This window comes from Pseudomonas sp. ASL7, from assembly GCF_056680375.1.
In genome coordinates this window covers 1648796-1669420 of record NZ_CM155279.1, presented here as the reverse complement: position 1 = coordinate 1669420, position 20625 = coordinate 1648796, and the positions used below count along the sequence as shown (strand labels likewise).

At 59.5% G+C, this 20625-nt stretch carries 12 protein-coding genes and 2 pseudogenes; 11 read left to right on the top strand and 3 right to left on the bottom strand.

Annotated features, from left to right (window positions below; all coding sequences use genetic code 11):
* Window positions 1-182 precede the first annotated feature (182 nt).
* Genes AC1MDT_RS07580 through AC1MDT_RS07565 form a run of 4 tightly spaced genes read left to right on the top strand, consistent with a single transcriptional unit; the run spans window position 183 to window position 11799 of the window.
* Window positions 183-341, top strand: a complete 159-nt coding sequence (locus AC1MDT_RS07580) for a DUF3309 family protein (RefSeq protein ID WP_480421434.1) — start codon at window positions 183-185, stop codon at window positions 339-341.
* On the top strand, window positions 338-8908 hold the full coding sequence (locus AC1MDT_RS07575) for a glycoside hydrolase family 94 protein (RefSeq protein ID WP_480421433.1): 8571 nt from the start codon (window positions 338-340) through the stop codon (window positions 8906-8908). The genes AC1MDT_RS07580 and AC1MDT_RS07575 overlap by 4 nt, the downstream gene beginning before the upstream one ends.
* A gap of 36 nt (window positions 8909-8944) precedes the next feature.
* Window positions 8945-10276, top strand: coding sequence for a glucoamylase family protein (locus AC1MDT_RS07570; protein WP_480421432.1), 1332 nt, complete (start codon window positions 8945-8947; stop codon window positions 10274-10276).
* A complete protein-coding gene (locus AC1MDT_RS07565) occupies window positions 10276-11799 on the top strand; it encodes a mercuric reductase (protein ID WP_480421431.1) in 1524 nt (507 codons plus the stop codon). The genes AC1MDT_RS07570 and AC1MDT_RS07565 overlap by 1 nt, the downstream gene beginning before the upstream one ends.
* A gap of 8 nt (window positions 11800-11807) precedes the next feature.
* Here AC1MDT_RS07565 and AC1MDT_RS07560 read toward each other — a convergent pair whose 3' ends face one another.
* Together AC1MDT_RS07560 and AC1MDT_RS07555 are read right to left on the bottom strand one after the other, a co-directional pair.
* Complete coding sequence (locus AC1MDT_RS07560) at window positions 11808-11966, bottom strand: transketolase-like TK C-terminal-containing protein (protein WP_480421430.1); 159 nt, start codon at window positions 11964-11966, stop codon at window positions 11808-11810.
* 289 nt (window positions 11967-12255) lie between these two features.
* The gene (locus AC1MDT_RS07555; protein ID WP_480421429.1) at window positions 12256-12813 is read right to left on the bottom strand and encodes an ATP-dependent Clp protease proteolytic subunit; all 558 of its coding nucleotides are present in this window, start codon (window positions 12811-12813) and stop codon (window positions 12256-12258) included.
* A 261-nt stretch (window positions 12814-13074) separates the two neighbouring features.
* Between AC1MDT_RS07555 and AC1MDT_RS07550 the strand changes: the two genes are divergently transcribed.
* From AC1MDT_RS07550 to cydB, 4 genes are all read left to right on the top strand, one after another.
* Window positions 13075-13506 (top strand): con-10 family general stress protein, encoded by a 432-nt coding sequence (locus AC1MDT_RS07550; RefSeq protein ID WP_480421428.1) that lies wholly within the window; start codon window positions 13075-13077, stop codon window positions 13504-13506.
* Between the two features lie 97 nt (window positions 13507-13603).
* Window positions 13604-13819 carry a hypothetical protein gene (locus AC1MDT_RS07545; RefSeq protein WP_480421427.1) on the top strand — a complete coding sequence of 72 codons (216 nt, stop codon included), beginning with the start codon at window positions 13604-13606 and terminating at the stop codon, window positions 13817-13819.
* Between the two features lie 314 nt (window positions 13820-14133).
* Window positions 14134-15510 (top strand): cytochrome ubiquinol oxidase subunit I, encoded by a 1377-nt coding sequence (locus AC1MDT_RS07540; protein ID WP_480421426.1) that lies wholly within the window; start codon window positions 14134-14136, stop codon window positions 15508-15510.
* Between the two features lie 12 nt (window positions 15511-15522).
* Entirely contained in the window at window positions 15523-16524 is a 1002-nt protein-coding gene (cydB, locus tag AC1MDT_RS07535) for a cytochrome d ubiquinol oxidase subunit II (protein WP_480421425.1), read from the top strand.
* Between the two features lie 21 nt (window positions 16525-16545).
* On the opposite strand, the pseudogene AC1MDT_RS07530 reads toward cydB, so the two are convergent.
* Window positions 16546-16839: pseudogene (locus AC1MDT_RS07530) on the bottom strand (cupin); the annotation flags it as partial.
* 395 nt (window positions 16840-17234) lie between these two features.
* Between AC1MDT_RS07530 and AC1MDT_RS07525 the strand changes: the two are divergent.
* From AC1MDT_RS07525 to AC1MDT_RS07515, 3 genes and pseudogenes are all read left to right on the top strand, one after another.
* Window positions 17235-17471, top strand: a complete 237-nt coding sequence (locus tag AC1MDT_RS07525) for a hypothetical protein (RefSeq protein ID WP_480421424.1) — start codon at window positions 17235-17237, stop codon at window positions 17469-17471.
* 88 nt (window positions 17472-17559) lie between these two features.
* Window positions 17560-18745, top strand: a pseudogene (locus AC1MDT_RS07520) (IS3 family transposase).
* A gap of 936 nt (window positions 18746-19681) precedes the next feature.
* Window positions 19682-20623, top strand: a complete 942-nt coding sequence (locus tag AC1MDT_RS07515) for a fatty acid desaturase (RefSeq protein ID WP_480421423.1) — start codon at window positions 19682-19684, stop codon at window positions 20621-20623.
* Window positions 20624-20625 lie beyond the last annotated feature (2 nt).

The window sequence follows — 20625 nt, the reverse complement described above, 5'->3', positions numbered from 1 at the left end:
ATTTGCTGGCGTACACACCAAAGATCCGTCAAGGCGAGGTATCGCCGTCCTTTACGGCTTGTGTGCGTCAGCGTACAGACTCATCCCCATGAAGGTGCGCAATCTGGTGTCAGTCGGTTGGCCGGATGCTCTCTGAGTGACAGCCAGCAAGCGCGCTTTTTCATGCGACCAAGGAGATAGTCATGAGCTTGGGCACAATCGTGTTAATCATCCTCATTCTGCTACTGATCGGCGCTTTCCCGAGTTGGCCGCACAGCAGGAGTTGGGGATACGCACCAACCGGTGGGTTGGGTATTGTGCTGGTCATCGTCATCGTGCTGGTCTTGATGGGGCGACTTTGACTGACAGGGACCTGGCTGGGCTGAACAGCGCAGCGGTATCGATGCGTTCGATCCTGCGCCGGGCTTTTGGGCGGCGCTCTGAATCACCACCATGGAGTGATCACGCGCCAGTACGGGAGACGCTTTTCGGTATTGAGCGGCTTGAGCAACATGCCGCCAGCCTAGCCGTCGCCCAGCGGATAGCGCCCAGGCCACCCGCCGTACTTTCCTTGCATGTGCGCCTTGACGACAATGCCGCGATCCTGCTCGCCGCCTACCGGGCGAGCGCTGCGGAGCTTGAGAGCGGCCATAGTGTGGTGCCCGCCGCTGAATGGCTGCTGGACAACTATCATATTGTCGAGGAGCAGATCCGAGAGATCCGCGATGACCTGCCCCCCGGTTATTACCGCCAGTTGCCGAAACTGGCCGAGGGGCCGTTCGCCGGCTACCCGCGGGTCTTTGGCCTGGCTTGGGCCTTCGTCGCTCATACCGACAGTCATCTCGATCTTGACATGTTGCGGCGCTTCATCGTCGCCTACCAGCGCGTTCAGCCGCTGACCATCGGCGAGCTGTGGGCGGTGGCGATCACCCTGCGTATCGTCCTGATCGAGAACTTGCGCCGTCTCACCGAGCAGATCGACGACGGTCGCGCGGCTCGCGCCGACGCCGATGGGTTGGCCGATCGCTTGCTCGCGCCCGGCTGCGCCCGCTCGGCGCTGGTTGCGGATATCGCCGCACGCCCGTCCGGGCGGTTGTCCGAGATGTTCGCCGCCCAGCTCGCCAAGCGCCTGCGCGACCAGGACCCGCGGACGACCCCGGCACTGGGCTGGCTGGACGAACGCCTGCAAGAACAGGGCGTCAGGGTCGAGGACGTTGTGCAGCATGCCCAGCAACGCCAGGGCGCCTCGAATGTCACGATACGCAACATTATCACCAGCATGCGGCTGATCTCCGATATCGACTGGGCCAATCTGTTCGAAAGCGTCAGCCTGGTCGACGTGCACTTGCGTGCGGGCAGTGCGTTCGCCGCCATGGACTTCCCGACGCGCAACTTGTACCGCAGTGCCATCGAACAACTGGCGCGCGGTTGCACACTCTCGGAACTGCAGGTCGCCGACCGGGCATTAAAGGCCGCCCGCCAAGCCGAAAGCGACGGGCCGGGCGAGCAGGGGGATGATGAGCGTGCGAACGATCCTGGCTACCACTTGATCGCCGAGGGCCGCCCGGCGCTGGAGCGGGCCATCGGATTTCACCCGCCAATACGCCTGCGCATCAGCCGCTTCAATATTCGCCTGGGCATCGGCGGCTATGTCGGCGGCATCTTTGTGATGAGTGCACTGCTGCTGGCGCTGATGGCCTGGGCGCTGGCGGTTCCGTCCGTGATGGTGGGCTGGATCGTGTTGTTCGTGCTATGGATGTTCGTGCCGGTCAGCGAGGTGGCCACGGCACTGGTCAATCGTGCAATCACCTGGAGCTTCGGCGCCATTATCCTGCCGGGGCTGGAACTGTCTGCCGGTGTGCCGCAGGCGTTACGTACGCTGGTCGCGATGCCGACCCTGCTGACCAGCGAGGCAGACTTGCTGGAGCAGATAGAGCGGCTGGAGGTCCATCATCTGGCGGGAATTGGCGGTGATCTGGCTTTCGTCCTGCTGGCCGATGGCGTCGATGCGCCGCAAGAGGAACTCGACAGCGATATGCATCTGCTTGGCGTGGCAGCCGAGGCAATCGAGCGGCTGAACCGTCGCTATGGCCCCGGCCCTGGCGGCCAGCGCTTTTTCCTGCTCTGTCGGCGGCGGCTGTTCAATGCCAGTGAGCATTGCTGGATGGGCTGGGAGCGCAAGCGCGGCAAACTGCACGAGCTAAACCGCTTGTTGCGAGGAAGTAGCGACACGAGTTTCATGCCCATCGCTGGCGAGGAACCGCATGTGCCGTCCGGGGTGCACTACGTGATCACCCTTGACGCCGATACCCGCCTGCCACGGGACACGGCGCTGCGGCTGATTGGCAAGATGGCTCATCCATTGAACCACCCATGTTTCGACGCGGTGCTGAAGCGCATCGTCAGCGGCTACGCGATTCTGCAGCCACGGGTAACGCCCTCTCTGCCGATGGGCGGCGAGGGCTCCTTCTATCGGCGGGTGTTCTCTGGTCCCGGCGGCATAGACCCTTATGCCGCGGCGGTTTCGGATGTCTACCAGGACCTCTTCGGCGAAGGTTCCTACACCGGTAAGGGCATCTACGATGTGGATGCCTTCGAAGCCGCGCTCGGTGGACGGGTCGGCGACAACCGGCTGCTCAGTCATGACCTGTTCGAGGGCGTCTTTGCCCGTGCCGGTCTGGCCTCGGATGTGGAAGTGGTCGAGGAGCCCCCGGCGCGCTTCGATGTCACCGCCAAGCGCCTGCACCGCTGGACGCGCGGTGATTGGCAATTGCTGCCTTGGGTGCTTGGACACTGGACGGGGGCCCAGGCGGTGCCGCCGATCGGCCGTTGCAAGATGCTTGATAACTTGCGCCGCTCGCTGTTGGCGCCTTTCACCCTGGCCAGTCTCGTGCTTTGCTGGTGGCTGCCGTTACCCTTGGCGCTGCTCGCCACACTTTTCGTACTGGTTACCCTGGCGGTCCCGGCCCTGCTGCCGATCGCCTGCTCCCTGATACCGCGGCGGCGCGGCATCCGCTTGCGCAATCACTTCGCGATACTCGGCGCCGATCTGCGCCGCGCAGCCCTGCAGATTCTGCTGTCGCTGGCCTTTTTGGCAGACCAGGCGTGGCGCATGGGCGACGCTATCGGGCGTACGCTGGTACGGCTGTTCTTGAGCCACAATCACCTGCTCGAATGGACCACAGCGGCGCAGTCATCCGGTTGCCCGCTGCCGGACCTGCACGGCAGCTACCGGCAAATGGCCGGTGGCACTGCGCTGGCGCTGCTGATGAGCGCAGCCGGACTGGCGTCGGTGCCAGCCTCCTGGCCGCTGATCGGGTCACTGGCGTTGCTCTGGCTGGCGGCACCGGCGCTGGCTTTGTTCAGCAGTCGGCCATCGCAGGTCGCACGCCTGCGCACGGTTTCAGCGTTGGACGCCCATGCCCTACGCCTGACCGCGCGGCGCACCTGGCGCTTCTTCGAAACCTTCGTTACACCCGAGGACAATCTGCTGCCGCCGGACAATTTCCAGGAGCAGCCAAAACCGGCGGTGGCACACCGCACCTCGCCGACTAATATCGGGCTCTACCTGCTCTCTGCAGTCGCTGCCCGTGACTTTGGCTGGGCCGGCAGCATCGAGACGGTCGAACGCCTGGAGGCGACCCTGGCCACCCTGGAGAGGCTGCCGCGCTACCGCGGGCACTTCTTCAACTGGTATGCGACCCGCGACCTGCGAGCCCTGAATCCGGCCTATGTGTCTTCGGTCGATAGCGGTAACTTCGCCGGGCACCTGATCGTGCTTGCCAACGCCTGCGAGGAATGGCAGACCAGCCCGTTGGCAGAAGAGGCGTGCAGCGGTCTGATGGACGACCTGTGGCTAGTGCGGGAGGCCATCGCCGTGCTGCCGGTCGCAGCCGGGGAGTCACTGCGGCAACTGCACGACGACCTGGAGGAAATTCACGTCCATTTGGAGGGAATGCAAGCGTTCGACGCGCTGCTGCCGAATCTGAAACGGTTGACCGAGAAGGCCGCCAAAGTAGCCGGCAGGGTCGTCCCGGCGGGCGAGAGCGGAGAGGGCGGCAACTTGCTGTTCTGGATCGAGGCGTTGCGCAAGGCAGTGGCCGAACACCTGCGTGACCGCAAAGTGCCGGACGAGGCGCAGCCGACGCTGGCAGAGCGTTTGCAGACCCTTGCCAATACTGCGCGGGCAATGGCCGGGGCGATGGACTTCGGCTTTCTGCTTGACCCGGAACGCAAGCTGCTATCAATCGGCTACTCCCAGATCGACAATCGTCTCGACCCCAGCTGCTACGACCTGCTTGCCTCAGAAGCACGGCTGGCAAGCCTGTTCGCCATTGCCAAGGGTGATGTCTCGAGTCGTCACTGGTTCCGCCTTGGGCGTACCGCAACACCGGTCCTCGGTGGCTCGGCACTGATCTCCTGGTCCGGCTCGATGTTCGAATACCTGATGCCGTCGCTGGTGATGCGCGCGCCGGCCGGCAGTCTGTTGGAGCAAAGCACCCGCCTGGTGGTGGCGTTGCAGCAATCCTATGGTCGCTTGCTGGGCATCCCCTGGGGAATTTCGGAGTCAGCCTACAATGCCCGTGACTTGGAGTTTACCTATCAGTACTCCAACTTCGGTGTGCCCGGGCTTGGCCTCAAACGCGGGCTTTCCGAAAACGTGGTGGTCGCGCCTTATGCGACCGGTCTGGCGGCGATGATCGACCCGCAGGCGGCACGACGTAACTACGATCGGCTGGCCGGGATGGGCGCGCAAGGCCGCTATGGTTTCTACGAAGCGCTGGACTTCACCCGCTCGCGGCTGCCGGACGACGAGGACGTGGCGATCGTGCGCTGCTTCATGGCCCACCACCAGGGCATGACCATCGTCGCCATCGCCAATACCTTGCACGATGGAAGGATGCGCTGCCGTTTTCACCGTGAGCCGATGATCCAGGCCTGCGAGCTGCTGCTGCAGGAGCGCGTGCCACGGGACGTTGCACTGGCACATCCAAGGGCTGAAGAGGTGACGGTTTCCGCGGCCGAGAACCGCAGCGAGACGCCCACCTTGCGGCGCATCAGAGCGGTGGCCGGCGGCGCGCCGTTCACGCAGCTACTGTCCAACGGTCGCTATGCGTTGATGCTGACCTCGGCGGGCGCGGGTTACAGCCGCTGGGGGGATATCGACGTGACACGCTGGCGTGAGGACGCCACACGCGATGACTGGGGCAGCTTTATTTTCCTGCGTGACACCCAGAGCGGGGCCGTCTGGTCAGCGACACTGCAGCCCAGCAGCCGCGAGGTGGAAAACGGCGAGGTCTTGTTCGACGAGGATCATGCCGAGTTCATCCATCGCGAAGGTTCGCTGGTGACCCGTCTGGAAGTGCTGGTATCAGGGGAGGACGACGGTGAAGTGCGACGGGTTTCGCTGATCAACAACGGACGGCGGCCACGGGACATCGAGCTGACGTCCTATGCCGAGGTGGTCCTGGCGACACCGGCCGCTGACAGCGCGCACCCGGTTTTTTCGCGAATGTTTGTGCAGACCGAATACCTGGCTGAATTCACTGCATTGGTCGCCACCCGACGCCCGCGTACGCCGCAGGACACGCCAGTGTGGGCGGCGCATTTCGCGGTGGTGGAAGGCGAGCTGATCGCCGATCCGCAGTTCGAGTCCGACCGCGCGCGCTTTCTGGGCAGAAACCGTAGCGTGCGCGAGGCGCTGGCGATCACCGGGCACCGGGCGCTGTCGAACAGCCAGGGGACGGTCCTGGACCCGATCTTCTCCTTGCGCCAGACCCTGCGAGTTGCGCCCGGCAAAGTCGCACGGGTGGCTTTCTGGACCGTGGTCGCAAGCTCGCGGGAGGCTCTACTGGACCTGATCGACAAACACCATGAGCGCAATGCCTTCGCGCGCGCCAAGACCCTGGCCTGGACCCAGGCCCAGGTGCAGTTGCGCGACCTGGGCATCGACACCGAAGAGGCGGCGGACTTCCAGCGCCTGGCCACGCCGATCCTCTATGCCGACCTACGTTTTCGCGCATCGGCGGACGCCCTCAAACGTGGCGCGGGGTGCCAATCGGGGTTGTGGCCGCTGGCCATTTCCGGCGACTTGCCAATCGTCCTGCTGCGCATCGACGAAGTCGAGGACATCGCCCAGGTCCGGCAGTTGCTGCGCGCACGCGAGTATTGGCGGATGAAGGGCCTGGACATCGACCTGGTCATCGTCAACGAGCGGGCGTCGTCCTATGTGCAGGAGTTGCAGGTGGCAATAGAAACTGCAGTGCGCAGCAGCCAGTCGCGCGTACGTTTTGGCGAGGATCACCGGCGCGGTGCGGTGTTCACCTTGCGAGCCGACTTGATGAGCGTTGAGGCGCGGGCGCTGTTGCAGGCCGTGGCGCGTGTTGAACTGGTCGCCCATCGTGGCTCTATTGCCGCCCAGCTCGCACGTCTGCCACAGCCGCCACCGCGCAACGGGATCAGCGTCCGTCAGTCGCCCTCAATGCCGGCGTGGCCATCACCAGTGTCGACGGCCGAGGGTAGCGACCTGGAGTTTTTCAATGGCTTGGGAGGCTTCGACTGCGACGGGCGGGAATACCTGACTGTCCTCGACCGTGACCAGACGACGCCGGCACCGTGGATTAACGTGATCGCCAACCCGGCGTTTGGCTTCCAGGTTTCGGTTGAAGGCAGTGGCTATGTCTGGGCCGAGAACAGCCGGGACAACCAGCTCACCCCTTGGTCGAATGACCCCACCGTCGATCCGGCGGGCGAGGCGTTGTACATTCGTGATGAGGAAAGCTACCAGCTGTGGAGCGCCACCGCGCAACCGATCCGCGACGGCGGTGTCTACCGCGCTGCGCACGGCTTTGGTTACAGCCGCTTCAGCCACACGGCACACGGTATCCAGGCGCAATTGCTGCAGTACGTGCCGCTGGACGACCCCGTGAAGATTTCCCGGCTGACCCTGCGCAACCTCTCGGGGCGACCTCGCCGGCTGTCAGTCACAGCCTATGTGGAGTGGGTGCTTGGCACCTCGCGGGGCGCCAGCGGACCCTTTATCCAGACAGAAATCGACGCGGGCAGTGGTGCGCTGCTGGCGCACAATCCGTGGAGCGTTGCCTTCCCGGGGCGCGTGGCATTTGCTGACCTCGGCGGCCGGCAAAGCGCCTGGACCGCCGACCGTTGCGAGTTTCTCGGTCGCCATTGCGGGCCTGCGGCGCCCCAGGCGCTGCTCGGCAGAACGCCGTTGTCCGGGGCCTGCGGTGCCGGCTTGGATCCTTGCGCAGCGTTGCAGTGCTTTGTCGAGCTACGCCCCGATGAGTCTGTCGAGGTGTTGGCGTTGCTCGGTCAGGCCGGCTCGACCGACGCTGCAAGGGAGATCGTGCTGCGTTACCGCGAGCGTGATCTGGACGAGGTGCTCGCAGCGGTCAAGCGGCACTGGGACGAGGTGCTCGGCGCGGTACAGGTGCGCACGCCCGATCGCACGCTGGACATCCTGCTCAACGGCTGGCTGCTCTACCAGACCCTGGCCTGCCGCATTTGGGCTCGCTCGGCGTTCTACCAGGCCAGCGGTGCCTATGGCTTTCGCGACCAGTTACAGGACTGCATGGCACTGGCTTTTGCGTGCCCGTCGCAAACCCGAAGTCATCTGTTGCGCGCTGCCGCCCGACAGTTCGTCGAGGGTGATGTACAGCACTGGTGGTTGCCACAGACGGGGCAGGGGGTTCGCACGCGGATTTCCGATGATCGTGTCTGGCTTGCCTTTGTCTGCGCCACCTATGTCACTTCCTCAGGGGATTGCAAGGTGCTGGACGAGAGCGTGCCGTTCATCGAAGGGCCGAAGTTGCACGCCGACGAGAGCGACGCATTTTTCCAGCCGATGCCTTCGGACACATCGGCTTCGCTGTTCGAACACTGCGCTCGCGGCCTCGACCAGTGCCTGGAATTGACCGGTGCCCACGGCCTGCCGCTGATCGGCAGTGGTGACTGGAACGACGGTATGAACCGAGTCGGCGCGGGCGGGCAGGGCGAGAGCGTCTGGCTCGGCTGGTTACTGTTGCGCACCCTGGAATGCTTTGCGCCTTTAGCCGACGGCCGCGATGATCAGCGTGCGGGGCTGTGGCGGGCTCATGCAGCGCTGCTGCGCGAGGCGCTGGAGCGTGAGGCCTGGGATGGCGAATGGTATCGCCGGGCGACCTACGACGATGGCACCTGGCTCGGCTCGGCGGCGTGCGATGAATGTCGGATCGACTCCATCGCGCAGTCGTGGGCGGTACTCTCCGGAGGCGCCGAGCCTGCCCGCGAGAGGCTGGCCATGGCCTCGCTGGAGCGTCTGCTGATTCGCCGCCGGGACGGCGTGGCGCTGCTGTTCACGCCACCGTTCTCGCACACGCCGCTTGACCCCGGCTATATCAAAGGCTACCCGCCAGGCCTGCGCGAGAATGGCGGGCAGTACACCCATGCGGCGATGTGGACGATCCTGGCGCTGACCCGACTCGGGGAGGGTGACAAGGCTGCCGAGCTTTTTGCGCTGCTCAACCCGATCAACCATGCGCAGACCCCAGAGCAGGTCGAGCGCTACAAGGTCGAACCTTATGTGATCGCCGCGGATGTCTATTCCGTCGCGCCGCATATCGGCCGGGGTGGCTGGACCTGGTACACCGGCTCGGCCGGCTGGATGTACCGCGCCGGCGTGGAGGGCATCCTGGGGTTGCGCCGCGAGGGTGCGTTTCTTGTTGTCGACCCCTGTATCCCGTGTCATTGGCCGGGTTTCGACGCCAGCCTGAGGCTGGACGGCAGTGACTATAAGGTCAGTTTGAAGTCGGCCGGAGTCCGTTGCCGGGGCCTCGTGCAGGCGCTGCTTGATGGTGTCCCGCAGAGCTGCGAGGAAGGATCCGTTCGAGTGCCGCTGGATGGATGTGCGCATCGCCTGGAGCTTGATCTTTAGCCCCTGGGGACACGAGTGCGCCACTGGAGAATCAGTATGTCGCAAACAATAATGCCCCTGTCCACGCTTGCCGATGACGTACTTCTGGATCGCCTGCAATGTGCCGCCTTCGGTTATTTCCTGCAGACTCTGAACCCGCTCAACGGTCTGGTGGCTGACACCTCGCGTCCCGGCTCACCGGTCAGCATCGCCGTGGTCGGGTTCGCGTTGTCAGCGTATCCGCTGGCCGTGGATCGGGGCTGGCTGACCCGGGCCGATGCGCTACAGCGCAGCCTCGCCGCGCTGCGTTTTTTCCAGGCCAGCGATCAAAGCGCTAGCCCCTCGGCGACCGGATACAAGGGGTTTTACTATCACTTCCTCGACTTCCATACGGGCGTGCGCGTCTGGCGCTCGGAACTGTCGATGATCGACACCGCACTGCTGATCGCTGGCGTGTTGACAGCGAGCCTGTACTTTGGCGCGGACACCGCCGAGGAGAACGAACTGCGGGAACTGGCGGATTTTCTCTATCGACGCATCGACTGGCAATGGGCGCAGGACAGCGGTGAGACGATCAGGCAGGGCTGGAAACCCGAATGCGGGTTTCTGCATTACGGCTGGGAGGGGTATAGCGAGGCCATCTTGCTGTATGTACTCGCTCTTGGTTCGCCAAGTAACCCGATCGTCGGCGACTGCTATCGGGCATGGACCGCCACCTACCAGTGGGAAAACCTTTACGATCACGACTATCTCTATGCCGGGCCGCTGTTCGTCCACCATTTCTCCCATGCATGGATAGACTTTCGCGGCATCCGCGATGGTTTCATGCACAAAAAACGCTCGGACTATTTCCAGAACAGTCGGCGCGCCGCTTACATCCAGCGCGAGTACGCACGACGCAACCCCCGTGAATTCGCCGGCTACGCTGAAAACTGCTGGGGCCTGTCCGCTTGTGATGGGCCGAGCGACGAGCAGCCGGAGCTGTCCAATGAGCGGCGACGGCTGTTCGGTTATGCCGCCCGTGGCGTGCCGTACGGGCCGGACGACGGCACCCTGTGCGCACCATCAGTGCTGGCGTCGCTGCCGTTTGCGCCGCAGATCGTCCTCGACGCGGTGCGACATATGATGGCGTGCTACCCGGAAATGTGCGTCGAAGGGCGCTTCTCCAGCAGTTTCAATCCCAGCCTCTGCGATGCCAATGGACGCGCTTGGGTGTCCGCAGGGCATTACGGGCTTGATCAGGGCATCGTACTGATGATGATCGAGAACCATCGTAGCCAACGGATCTGGGAGCTGATGCGCGCCTGCCCTTACATCCGCGACGGTTTGCTGCGCGCCGGATTCCACGGTGGTTGGTTGCAACAGCCGCCACGCCAGGGAGAACGCTGATGTCGCAAGACTACGATGGGTCGATCACCACCCCCCAGGATGCCTATGAGCGCCAGCGCCTGGCCAATGTGCATCCGCCGCAGTGGGTCAATCCGCAGGCCGCCGACCGCTACCACTTGGTGATAGTCGGTGCTGGCCCGGCGGGCCTGGGCGCCGCGAAAACCGCCATCGCCCTCGGTGCCAGGGTGGCGCTGATCGAATGCAGGCTGATGGGCGGCGATTGTCTGAACTATGGTTGCGTGCCGTCGAAGGCGATCATCAGGACGGCGCAGTTATATGCCGAAATGCGCGATGCCCAGCGCTACGGCGCGCAAGTTCCAGGCGATATTCAGGTCGACTTCGCTGCCGCGATGGCGCGCGTGCGGCGTATCCGCAGTCACCTCAGTGGCGGCGATTCTGCCGCGCGGCTGAGAGCGATCGGTGTGGATGTATTCTTTGGCGAAGTGCGCTTCACCGGAGCCGATTCGCTGACGGTCGATGGGCAGACCCTGCGCTTTCGCAAGGCCCTGATCGCGACGGGTTCGGCCCCGACCATCCCGCTGATCCCCGGGCTCGCGCAGGTAGGTTACCTGACCAATGAAAACGTCTTCGATCTCACCGAGTTGCCGCGCCGCGTGTTGGTGATCGGGGGTGGTCCTCTTGGCTGTGAATTGGCTCAGGCGTTCTGCCGGCTGGGGGCGAAAACCACCATCGTGCAGGACCTGCCGCTGTTCCTCGGCAACGAGGAGCGGGACGCCGCGCAACTGCTTTCGGATGCGTTCGCCCGCGACGGCATCGAGGTGCGCTTGAACACGAACGTGGTTGCCGTGCGCGTAGAAGGCGGGCAGAAGTTGGTTGACCTGATCAGCGACGATTACCGCAATACGGTCGCCGTCGATGCGATCCTCACCGGCATTGGTCACTCGCCGAATGTCCAGGGCCTGGGCCTGGAAGCCGCGGGTGTCGACTACGACGCCGAGGTGGGAATCCATGTCGATGACTTTCTGTGCACCAGCAATCCGCTGATCTACGCTGCCGGGGATGTCTGCCTCAAACACCAGTACACCCATACGGCCTTGGCCTCGGCGCGCATCGTCGTGCAGAACGCACTGCTGCGCGGTCACGAGCGAATGAGCGGGCTGGTCATTCCCTGGTGTACCTACACCGATCCGGAAATCGCTCACGTCGGTTTGTACGTGCGCGAGGCCAATCTTCAGGATATTCCGGTGAAGACTTTCACCATTCCCATGCATCAGGTCGATCGTGCGGTGACTGACAGCGAGGAGGATGGTTTCGTGAAAATCCATGTCCGGGAGCGTACAGATCGGATTCTCGGCGCCACCATCGTCGCCCGCCATGCGGGCGACATGATCAACGAAATCACCCTGGCCATGGTCGCGGGGGTTGGCCTGCGTACATTGGCCCTGGTGATCCATGCTTACCCCACGCAGGCGGAGGCGATTCGCAAGGCCGCCGACGCCTACAATCGTACGCGCCTGCCGTCGCGGGTCAGGCTACGGCTGGCGCGTTGGATGGAGCGCTGAGAAACACCCTACGACCGTGCCAGCAGCGCCTTGGCGCGCACGCAGACATTGTCGATGGTGAAGCCGTATTCGCGCAGCAAGACGTCGGCCGGTGCCGAGGCGCCGAAACGTTCCACCCCAAGCATGTCACCACCAGCGCCAATGTAGCGTTCCCAGCCTTGCCGCACCCCAACTCGACCGCCAGTCGCGCGCCGACTGAAGGCGGCAGTACGGCGTCCTCCTCGGTGCAAAAGAAGTTGAGCGTCAGGGCCTTTCCACGGAGCAGAGGCTTAGGGCATGCTACTTCTACTTCGAACCTGGCTCATGGCCCCCCTCCCTATGCTCATAGACAAAGGAGTGGTCGTGTCAAAAAACTCAAAACGATTGTCGTGTCGCGATTAATCTCTGATTTATCTGAACATTTATCGAGTCTGGGCTTAACACGTCTCTAGATCGGGAATGAGGAATGCGCTCGGTTCATCCACCGCTGACTTTCCAATGTTTGACATCATCGGCGAATACCATCTGCTGCATCTCATGCGCAATGCCGTAGGCCAGGGATTCGTGTGCTGCGATGACTTTTTCCTCCGCTGAAAGGCAATGAAAAATATCGAGCTTGGTCTCTGCGTCAGCAGTTTCGAGTGTGAAGATTTGCACGTAGCGCGCGAGGTCGTTGTCGAGGCTCGACAGGTACTCACGCAGGCGCTGATGGTCGACGGATTTTTGGCTGAAATACCAATTCATCGGGTGAATCAGGAAGCGCGAGTGGGGCGAGGTGATACGTCGGCTGGCCGCCAAAAACATAATGATGCCCATCGATTCGATGTTACCCGCGTTGATCGCGCATAGCGGTACGGGCAATGACTTCAGGAACGTGTAGAGGGTGAAGCCAAAGTTAGTGCTACCCCCGCTTGTAGAAAGGTTGAGCAGCAAGGAGGTGGCGCCTTGATCGATGGCTTCGAGGCAACAGTCCCGGAAGCGCTCAGTCGTTCCCTGATCGATCTGGCAATGAAAATGCACGATGTGTTCAGTCATCGATTGACCTCCTGAGTTTGATGCATGGAGGACTTCTACGAGTTATTGAGTCTAGTAAAAATCGATCATTTTGATCTGAAATCCGACGTAAGTTGTCCCTCAGTGCCACACACGCCGTCCATCGAATGCGCGCATTTTCATTGAACCAAATACCCAACTCCACTCGTCGCGAGTCAGTATTTCCGTTCAAACTTTCTGTTTTCTGCGCCCTCCGAATTAGACGAGCCCATGCTCGTGCTAACAATGTAGAGGTGAACAAAAATGGCCAATACTGGAAACAAAAATCCAGGTAATTTTTCTAAAGACCAGGACAAGGCTTCTGAAGCCGGTAAGAAAGGTGGAGCAGCCTCTGGCGGAAATCTTGCCAACGATCCACAACGCGCGTCTGAGGAAGGCCAAAAAGGTGGTCATGCTTCCGGCGGACAACAATCCCGCGATAGCGATCGCATGTCCGGAGGCGGGCAGGGTACGAATCGGGGAGGCGAATTTGCCGATGATAAAGAAAAAATGTCCAAACCAGGCCAAAAAGGCGGCCAGGCTTCGGGCGGACAACAAGCCAACAAAGCTAATCAATCGTCCAGCGGTGGGAAAGGAAGCGGACGGGAAAGCAATCTTTCCGATGACCGCGATAAATCCTCTGAAATGGGGGGCAAGGACGGTGGGATGAGCGGTGGTGGAGGACGCAAACCCTGATGCTGTCTGAACCCATCAAGCCCCGAATCTTTCGGGGCTTGATTTCGATATTGCCGGGTAATACTGAGATCTAAGCTTTGGCTCACAATCTTGGGGCGTGAGGAATATCGTAGAGGCGAGTGCCGATCGCCAGGATTTTAAGAATCGCTCTACCGCTTTCGAAGGAATTGGCCCCAAGACCATCATCGTTTATGAGGTAATGGTTGAAGCTGTAGATCGGCTTTGGTGGCAAAGCTATGAGCGCGATCTTGAAGAGCGTTTTCAACAGGAGGACATTCTGATCCGTGCCACCGCCGTGAATCTCATTCGCTGACCTAAATCGTGAGGGGCACGTAATGAGGTGGAGATGTCGAACCGCAAAAAAAGCCCGCTTGACGCGCGAGCTTTAGGGCCAGTTCCAATACTTTAATCAGGAACCTCTACCTAGATTCCGTTCACCAAGGAGAAGTATTTCGAGCCTAAGCGTTTGGCTTTCGGAATCATTGGTGCAGGGGATAGTCAACCGACAAATACTGTATCGGACAGGTGTCATGCCTATATCCGCCCACACCGCCTTTATTCCAAACCATCGCTCGCTGCTTCCAATGGCTGATTCCTGTGCGCGCAGGCTAACGATGGGGCCTGGGCATGGACGCGATTGATTCGGCGCTGATGGCAGCGCGTGCCCAGTTCGCGATCACCATCAGTTTTCATATCGTACTGGCGGCATTCACCATCGGGTTGGCCAACTTTCTGATGGTGCTCGAAGCGCTTTGGCTGTGGCGTGGGCGAAAGATCTACTTGGACGTCTATCTTTACTGGTTAAAGGTTTTTGCTCTCAACGTGGCGGTGGGCACCGCCTCGGGTCTGATTCTGGAGTACCAATTCGGGCTCAATTGGTCGCGGCTGTCGACCCAGGCGGGAGATATCCTTGGCCCGTTGATGTTCTACGAGGTACTTGCCGCATTTTTTCTTGAGGCTGGCTTCCTTGGCATCATGTTGTTCGGATTGAAGAAGGTTGGCCCGCGTCTGCATTTTTTTGCTACTTGCGCCGTAACAATTGGATCGCTCATCAGCGCCTTCTGGATCTTGTCAGCCAATTCCTGGATGCAGACACCCGTCGGTTACTCCCTTGGCACAGATGGCCGCTTCATCGCCGAGGATTGGTGGGCAATCATCTTCAATCCTTCCTTCCCTTATCGGCTTGTGCATATGACGTTGGCCGCGTTGCTCGGCACCGCTGCGCTGCTGGGCGGTGTCAGCGCCTGGCAGCTGTTACGTGCGCCTGAAAACCCGAGAGCACGGCTTGTCTACTCCATGTCCCTGTGGGCGATCGTCGTGCTCATGCCTGTGCAAATCGTGGTGGGTGATCTCCATGGTCAACACAGCCTCAAAGTTCAGCCACAGAAGGTCGCTGCCATAGAAGGCTCCTGGACTCGCCCAGCGGAAGGGGCAGGGGAGCCGTTACGCTTGTTCGCCCTTCCAGACATGACTGAGCGGAAAAACCATTGGGAAGTGGCGATTCCGCGCATAGCTTCGCTGTACTTGCGGCATGACCTAAGTAGCACTATTGCCGCCCTGGACGAATTCCCACCTCAGGACATACCACCTGTGCCAGCGGTGTTCTTTGCTTTTCGCTTCATGGTTGGTTTGGGCCTTTTGATGTTGGGACAGGGCATGACCAGCTTGGTACTGCGATGGCGACAACGGTTGTACGCAACGCGTTGGATGCTCCGAGTCGGTGTGTTGATGGCGCCAGCTGGTTTTCTCGCGATGCTCAGTGGCTGGGTAGTGACCGAGGTTGGCCGCCAACCCTTCATCGTCTACGGATTGCTGCGCACGGCTGATAGCCTGTCTTCGGTGTCTCGACAGCAGGTGGTAGGGGCGACCTGGACAATCCTGTCGTTTTACCTGGTGATCTTCGGCGTGGGTCTGTGGGTGCTACTGCGATTATTGCGTGAGCCGCCTCACGAGGGCGAGCCCGGGCCGCAACCCACTTTGGCTGACGAGACGGGTGAATCCTGAGGGCATGAATCCATGTTGGACAATGACTGGATAACACTACTTTCTGCCGCAGCCTTGGGGTTTTCGGTGCTGAACTATGTGCTATTGGACGGCACTGATCTTGGCGTTGGCGTACTAATGGGCCTTACCCGTTGTAGCAAGCATCGTCGTGCCATGGCCGTGACTATCTTGCCCATATGGGATGCTAATGAAACGTGGCTCGTGCTGGGTGGCGGCGGTCTGTTGGCATTATTTCCGCTGGCCTACGCCATTCTGCTGCCGGCGCTTTATCTGCCTTTTATCCTAATGTTTTTGGCGTTGATTCTTCGAGCGGTCGCGCTGGAGTTTCGTGACTACGCGCCAAGCCACGGAATCAAACGCGCGGTCGATGGCTTGTTGTTGTGCGGTTCACTGCTCGCCGGCGGATCTCAGGGAATCGTATTGGGTACGCTGGTACAAGGCGTACCTAATGATGCCGGGCAGTACAACGGTAACGGGTGGGAATGGCTGGGTCTGTTTCCGCTGTACTGTGGCGCAGTGCTTGTGGTGGGCTACACGTGGCTGGGCGCCTGCTGGCTTTATTGGCGAACGGAAGAAGAACTCCAGCGGCGGGCAAGGCGGCAGGCGAGGGCGCTGGCAAGCATTATCTTAGTGCTATTGGTCGGGTTGGTTGTCTGGACAGCGACACTGGATACTCGGTATGCACAGCGGCTTTCAGATCGTCTTGTCTGGCTACCGACAGCAACCCTGCTCATTGCACTGCTGATCGGCTTCGTCCTGGGATTTCGCAGTCGCCGACATTATCTTCCCCTGTTCGCTGCATTGGGAATCTTCGTTGTTGCATTCGCAGTGATGATCGCGGTGCTTTTTCCGTTAATTGTCCCGCCGCATCTGAGTTTGCAAGCTGCCGCCTCCAGTCCGACCAGCCAGATTTTCATGCTGGTCGGTTTCGCCGTGCTGATACCAGTGACGCTCATCTACAATACCTACGGCTTCAGAGTCTTCAGTGGAAAGGTTCGTACCGCCCGTGATTGACCATAGCCTTTAAATGCTGGCCAACACGTGGCCATCTGGGCCGCCCAGCATCAACCGGGCCTGGCCGCTGGCGATGCCAAGCACTTCATGACCTTCGGTGTGGTAGTGGTGGTAGCTATAAACCCCGTATCGCCATTGTGGCGGCCAGCCATTGGCGCTGAAGGTTTTCTCGAACAACGCAGTCGGGGCACCACCCTGAACGGCAATCGCGTTGGGGTAAATGAGTAACGGTAGGCGCGGATTGTCAGGAACCCATTTGTTGCGTTCAAACATCAGGATTTGAACGGTAGCGGTCACAGCTTGCGGTTTGTTCATTCAAGGATCTCCGAAACTTGGCTACGGCGATGGATTTTCATACATCGTGCTGTAACTCCAAATCAGCGTTTTCCGGTCGCAATCAACAGTTTTAGCGATAGGGCCGAGAAGGGTGTCGTTTAAGTAAATCAAACGTGCGTGGTCTGTCATGGCTACGTCCTTTAATGCCAGGGATTGGAGGCGTAGTTTCTGTGCTCACCTATGCGCCAGACGGTAGCTATGACAAAAGAGTTCAACGCCAAGGGCTGACCGATCCCAGACGTGCAAGTGCAGGCCGACGTACCGAGGCGCATCTATAGCTTCTCGATAACCAATCTCGGGTCTGCAGTTGAGGTACAAGCTGACTAACAATTCAGGATGGTCAGCTGCACTTGTCTTATTACGAGGATCACACCATGCGCCACTACACCTTGAAATACTTGTTCAACGGCGAGACCCGCACCCACATGTTCGAACTCAAGCAGCCTCAGCTGCCCTTGCATGAGGCGGCGATGCACCTGCTTCAGCTGCATTTTGGGGATGGAGAGAACAGCCTACTCATGCCCACTGCGGACGCGACGCCGGAGGAGATATTAGAGCAGGCTGAGCTGGTAGGGCTGACGCAGATTAAGGTCATTAATAAACCCAGTTGATGCCAGGTGCAGCGACCAGCAACGCGCGCCTCGGCAGATTTGAAGGGCTGTTTTTGGCCGACTTTGGTTAGTCGTTACAGGGACAGGAATCGGCCAGGAGCGGCGGCGCCGCTGGAGCCCAGAGCAAAAATTGGCCATGGTTCGCGAGAGCCTTGAGCCAGGACAGAGTGTGTCGGTCTCGCTCGGCGCAACGGCATCAATGCCAACCAGTTGTTCCTGTGGCGCAAGCTGTATCAGGACGGCAGCCTGTCGGCAGTCAGCGCCGGTGAAACCGTCGTGCCGGCCTCCGAGCTGAGCGATGCGCTCAAGCAGATCCGTGAACTGCAACGGATGCGGGGCAAGAAGACGATGGAAGCAGAAATCCTCAAAGAGGCCGTGGAGATCGCCCGGTCGCGAAAATGGATTGCGCACTCACCCTTGTTGCCGGGGGACGACCAGTGAAGCTGGTCAGCGAATGTCTCGGTGTGGCGCGCTCGCAATTAGCGGTGCGAATCAAGCAATCGCTATCGCCCGAGACACGGCGAAGCAGGCCTGTGAACGATGCTGAGTTAGTGGCCGAAATCCAGCAACAGGTCAGCGAACTGCCCAGCTATGGCTACCGTCGTGTCTGGGGATTGCTGCGTCGCGCCCGTGAAACCCAGTTGCTGCCTGCGATCAACGTGAAGCGGGTTTACCGGGTGATGCGTGATCACAACTTGTTGCTTGAACGCCGAATCAAACAGCCCGGCGTGCCGCGTCGGCACGAGGGCCGTATCGCCGTGAAAACCAGCGATACGCGTTGGTACTCGGACGGCTTTGAATTCCGTTGCGAAGACGGCGCCAAATTGAGCGTGACCTTCGCCCTGGACTGCTGTGATCGCGAAGCCATCGGCTGGGTCGCGAGCCCGACCGGGTACAGCGGCGATGATATCCGCGACTTGATGCTGGAAAGTGTGGAAAAGCGCTTCGGTGATCAACTGCCCGCCATCCCGGTGCAATGGCTCAGCGACAACGGCTCGGCGTACACCGCCGAACAGACACGCCTGTTTGCTCGGCAGATCGGCTTGCAGCCGGTGACCACCCCAGTGCGCAGTCCGCAGAGCAACGGCATGGCCGAGAGCTTCGTGAAGACGATCAAGCGTGACTACGTGGCGCACATGCCCAAGCCGGATCGAGAAACGGCGCTGCGTAACCTGGCAATTGCCTTCGAGCATTACAACGAGCAGCATCCGCACAGCGCCTTGAACTATCGCTCGCCGAGGGAGTTCAGGCGCTTGGCAGCCGCATCAATTTAACAGGGAGTTGGTGTCCCGTTTTGTAGCGGCAAGTCCACACTGGGCCGAATTGTTCCGCCAAAATAACGTCTGTATGCGTCTCTGGTAAGAGGTGTATTGACCTGGCCTGAACCATCAAAACTTGCTCGCCGCGATGATATTGCGCAGCAACTGTGGCGTAATAGCGAGGTTTTGACTGGTATGGATTTCGACGCACTCCAGTCTCGCATTTGACGCTGTGCGCCATTCGCACACTCTGATTGGTCGTGTGCCTGTGCCACGATCACGAGTGTTGATCGTTCACATATCGCCGAAGAGCGCTGGCTCCAATCATTTCGGAGAAGGCGAGCAAAGAGGGGGACTCATACAATGCTAATGCGATTGAGCCGTTAAACGGCCTCTGAAAAAAGGAGGCGTTTTTCAAAGATGACTTATGCAAAAATCGCATAAACATAGCTATTTATATTATTTGATCGTATTAGGAGTTGTGCTAGATTGCCTTCACCGGACAGCCGGATATTGTTCAACCCTGTTTCTATGGTACGACTATGTCCAGCTCCGGAATTCTCCAGATCAGCTTTGAAGCTCTGCCTTATGGCAGGACTCGTACTATGATCCCCTGCGCCGCTAAAGACAGCGTTGTATTTGACTCAGCTGTCACTTCCCAACTTATTCCTAGCAAACCTATTCCTTGTCAGGCTGTTAGCGAAGCTTCCAGTGCGGTTAGCGAAGGTTTGTCCTTTCTCTACTACGCCATGTGAATCGACTCTCGTCGACCCCAGCGCAGATACGTCATTACGCCGCATTTATCTTGTGTTCAGCCTAGTTTGGTTGTGCATGGACGCTCACATTCAAATCGCCTCTAAGGATAATTTCTTTTCCAAGCGATAGTGTTGCGAACTGCGGAAGTAGAAGGGCGATATCCAAAAAGCCAATATTCTTTTATAGCTCAAAAAAATGCCAAATTATTTGGATGAAATTCATCGAGCCGAAATTGTTAAATTGGCCAATTCGATGACTAGCAAAACTGAATGGCCAACGTGGCTCTTGCTGATCGGGTTTTACTCTGCTTGGCTGTGGATTGTGTTTTCAGGTGATACGCTGGGGGAAGTAATTACGATTCTTCTCTTCATTCCATTGATAACACTTTGGATGTCTATTCAGCATGAGCTTATTCATGGGCATCCCACACGTTGGCCCTTGGTCAATAAAATTTTAGGGTACTTACCATTCGCCATTTGGTACCCCTATAAACTTTATCGAAACTCTCACTTAGCACATCACGACGATGAAATGTTAACTGTTCCAGGCGTTGATCCAGAAAGCCGATATGTTACAAAAGAGTTTTGGGTGCGGGCGCCTGGGTATATCAGATTATCGTTGTTGGCTAACAAGACGCTGATCGGCCGATTGGTGATTGGAGCGCCTCTTGCGATCTTGGCGCTTGTTAAGACGGAGATAAATCGATCTCTGAAAAACAATTGCAGTGGGTTGAAGATGTGGGTAGGCCATGTAATAAGTCTTGGCATGGTCTTGGCGGCAGTCGATTATTTTAGCGCGATCAGTGCAAGCCAGTACGTGCTTTGCGTTTCAATTCCAGCATTGTCTGTAGGAATGGTCAGATCTTTTTATGAACATCGCCCAGCAGATCGAGCGGAGCACAGGACAGTAATTAACGAATCCTCAGCACCGCTGAATTGGCTTTTTCTCAACAATAATCTCCACTTGGTTCATCATGATCTTCCCGGTCTGCCTTGGTATTACTTGCCGCGAGTTTATAGGTCAAGGCGTTCGCATTGGGTAGCTCGAAATAATGGTTATGTGATTCCTGGCTACCTGCGGCTTTTTAACAGGAATTTGATCACGCCTGTGGACTGTCCCCGTCATCCAACCGAGTAGTG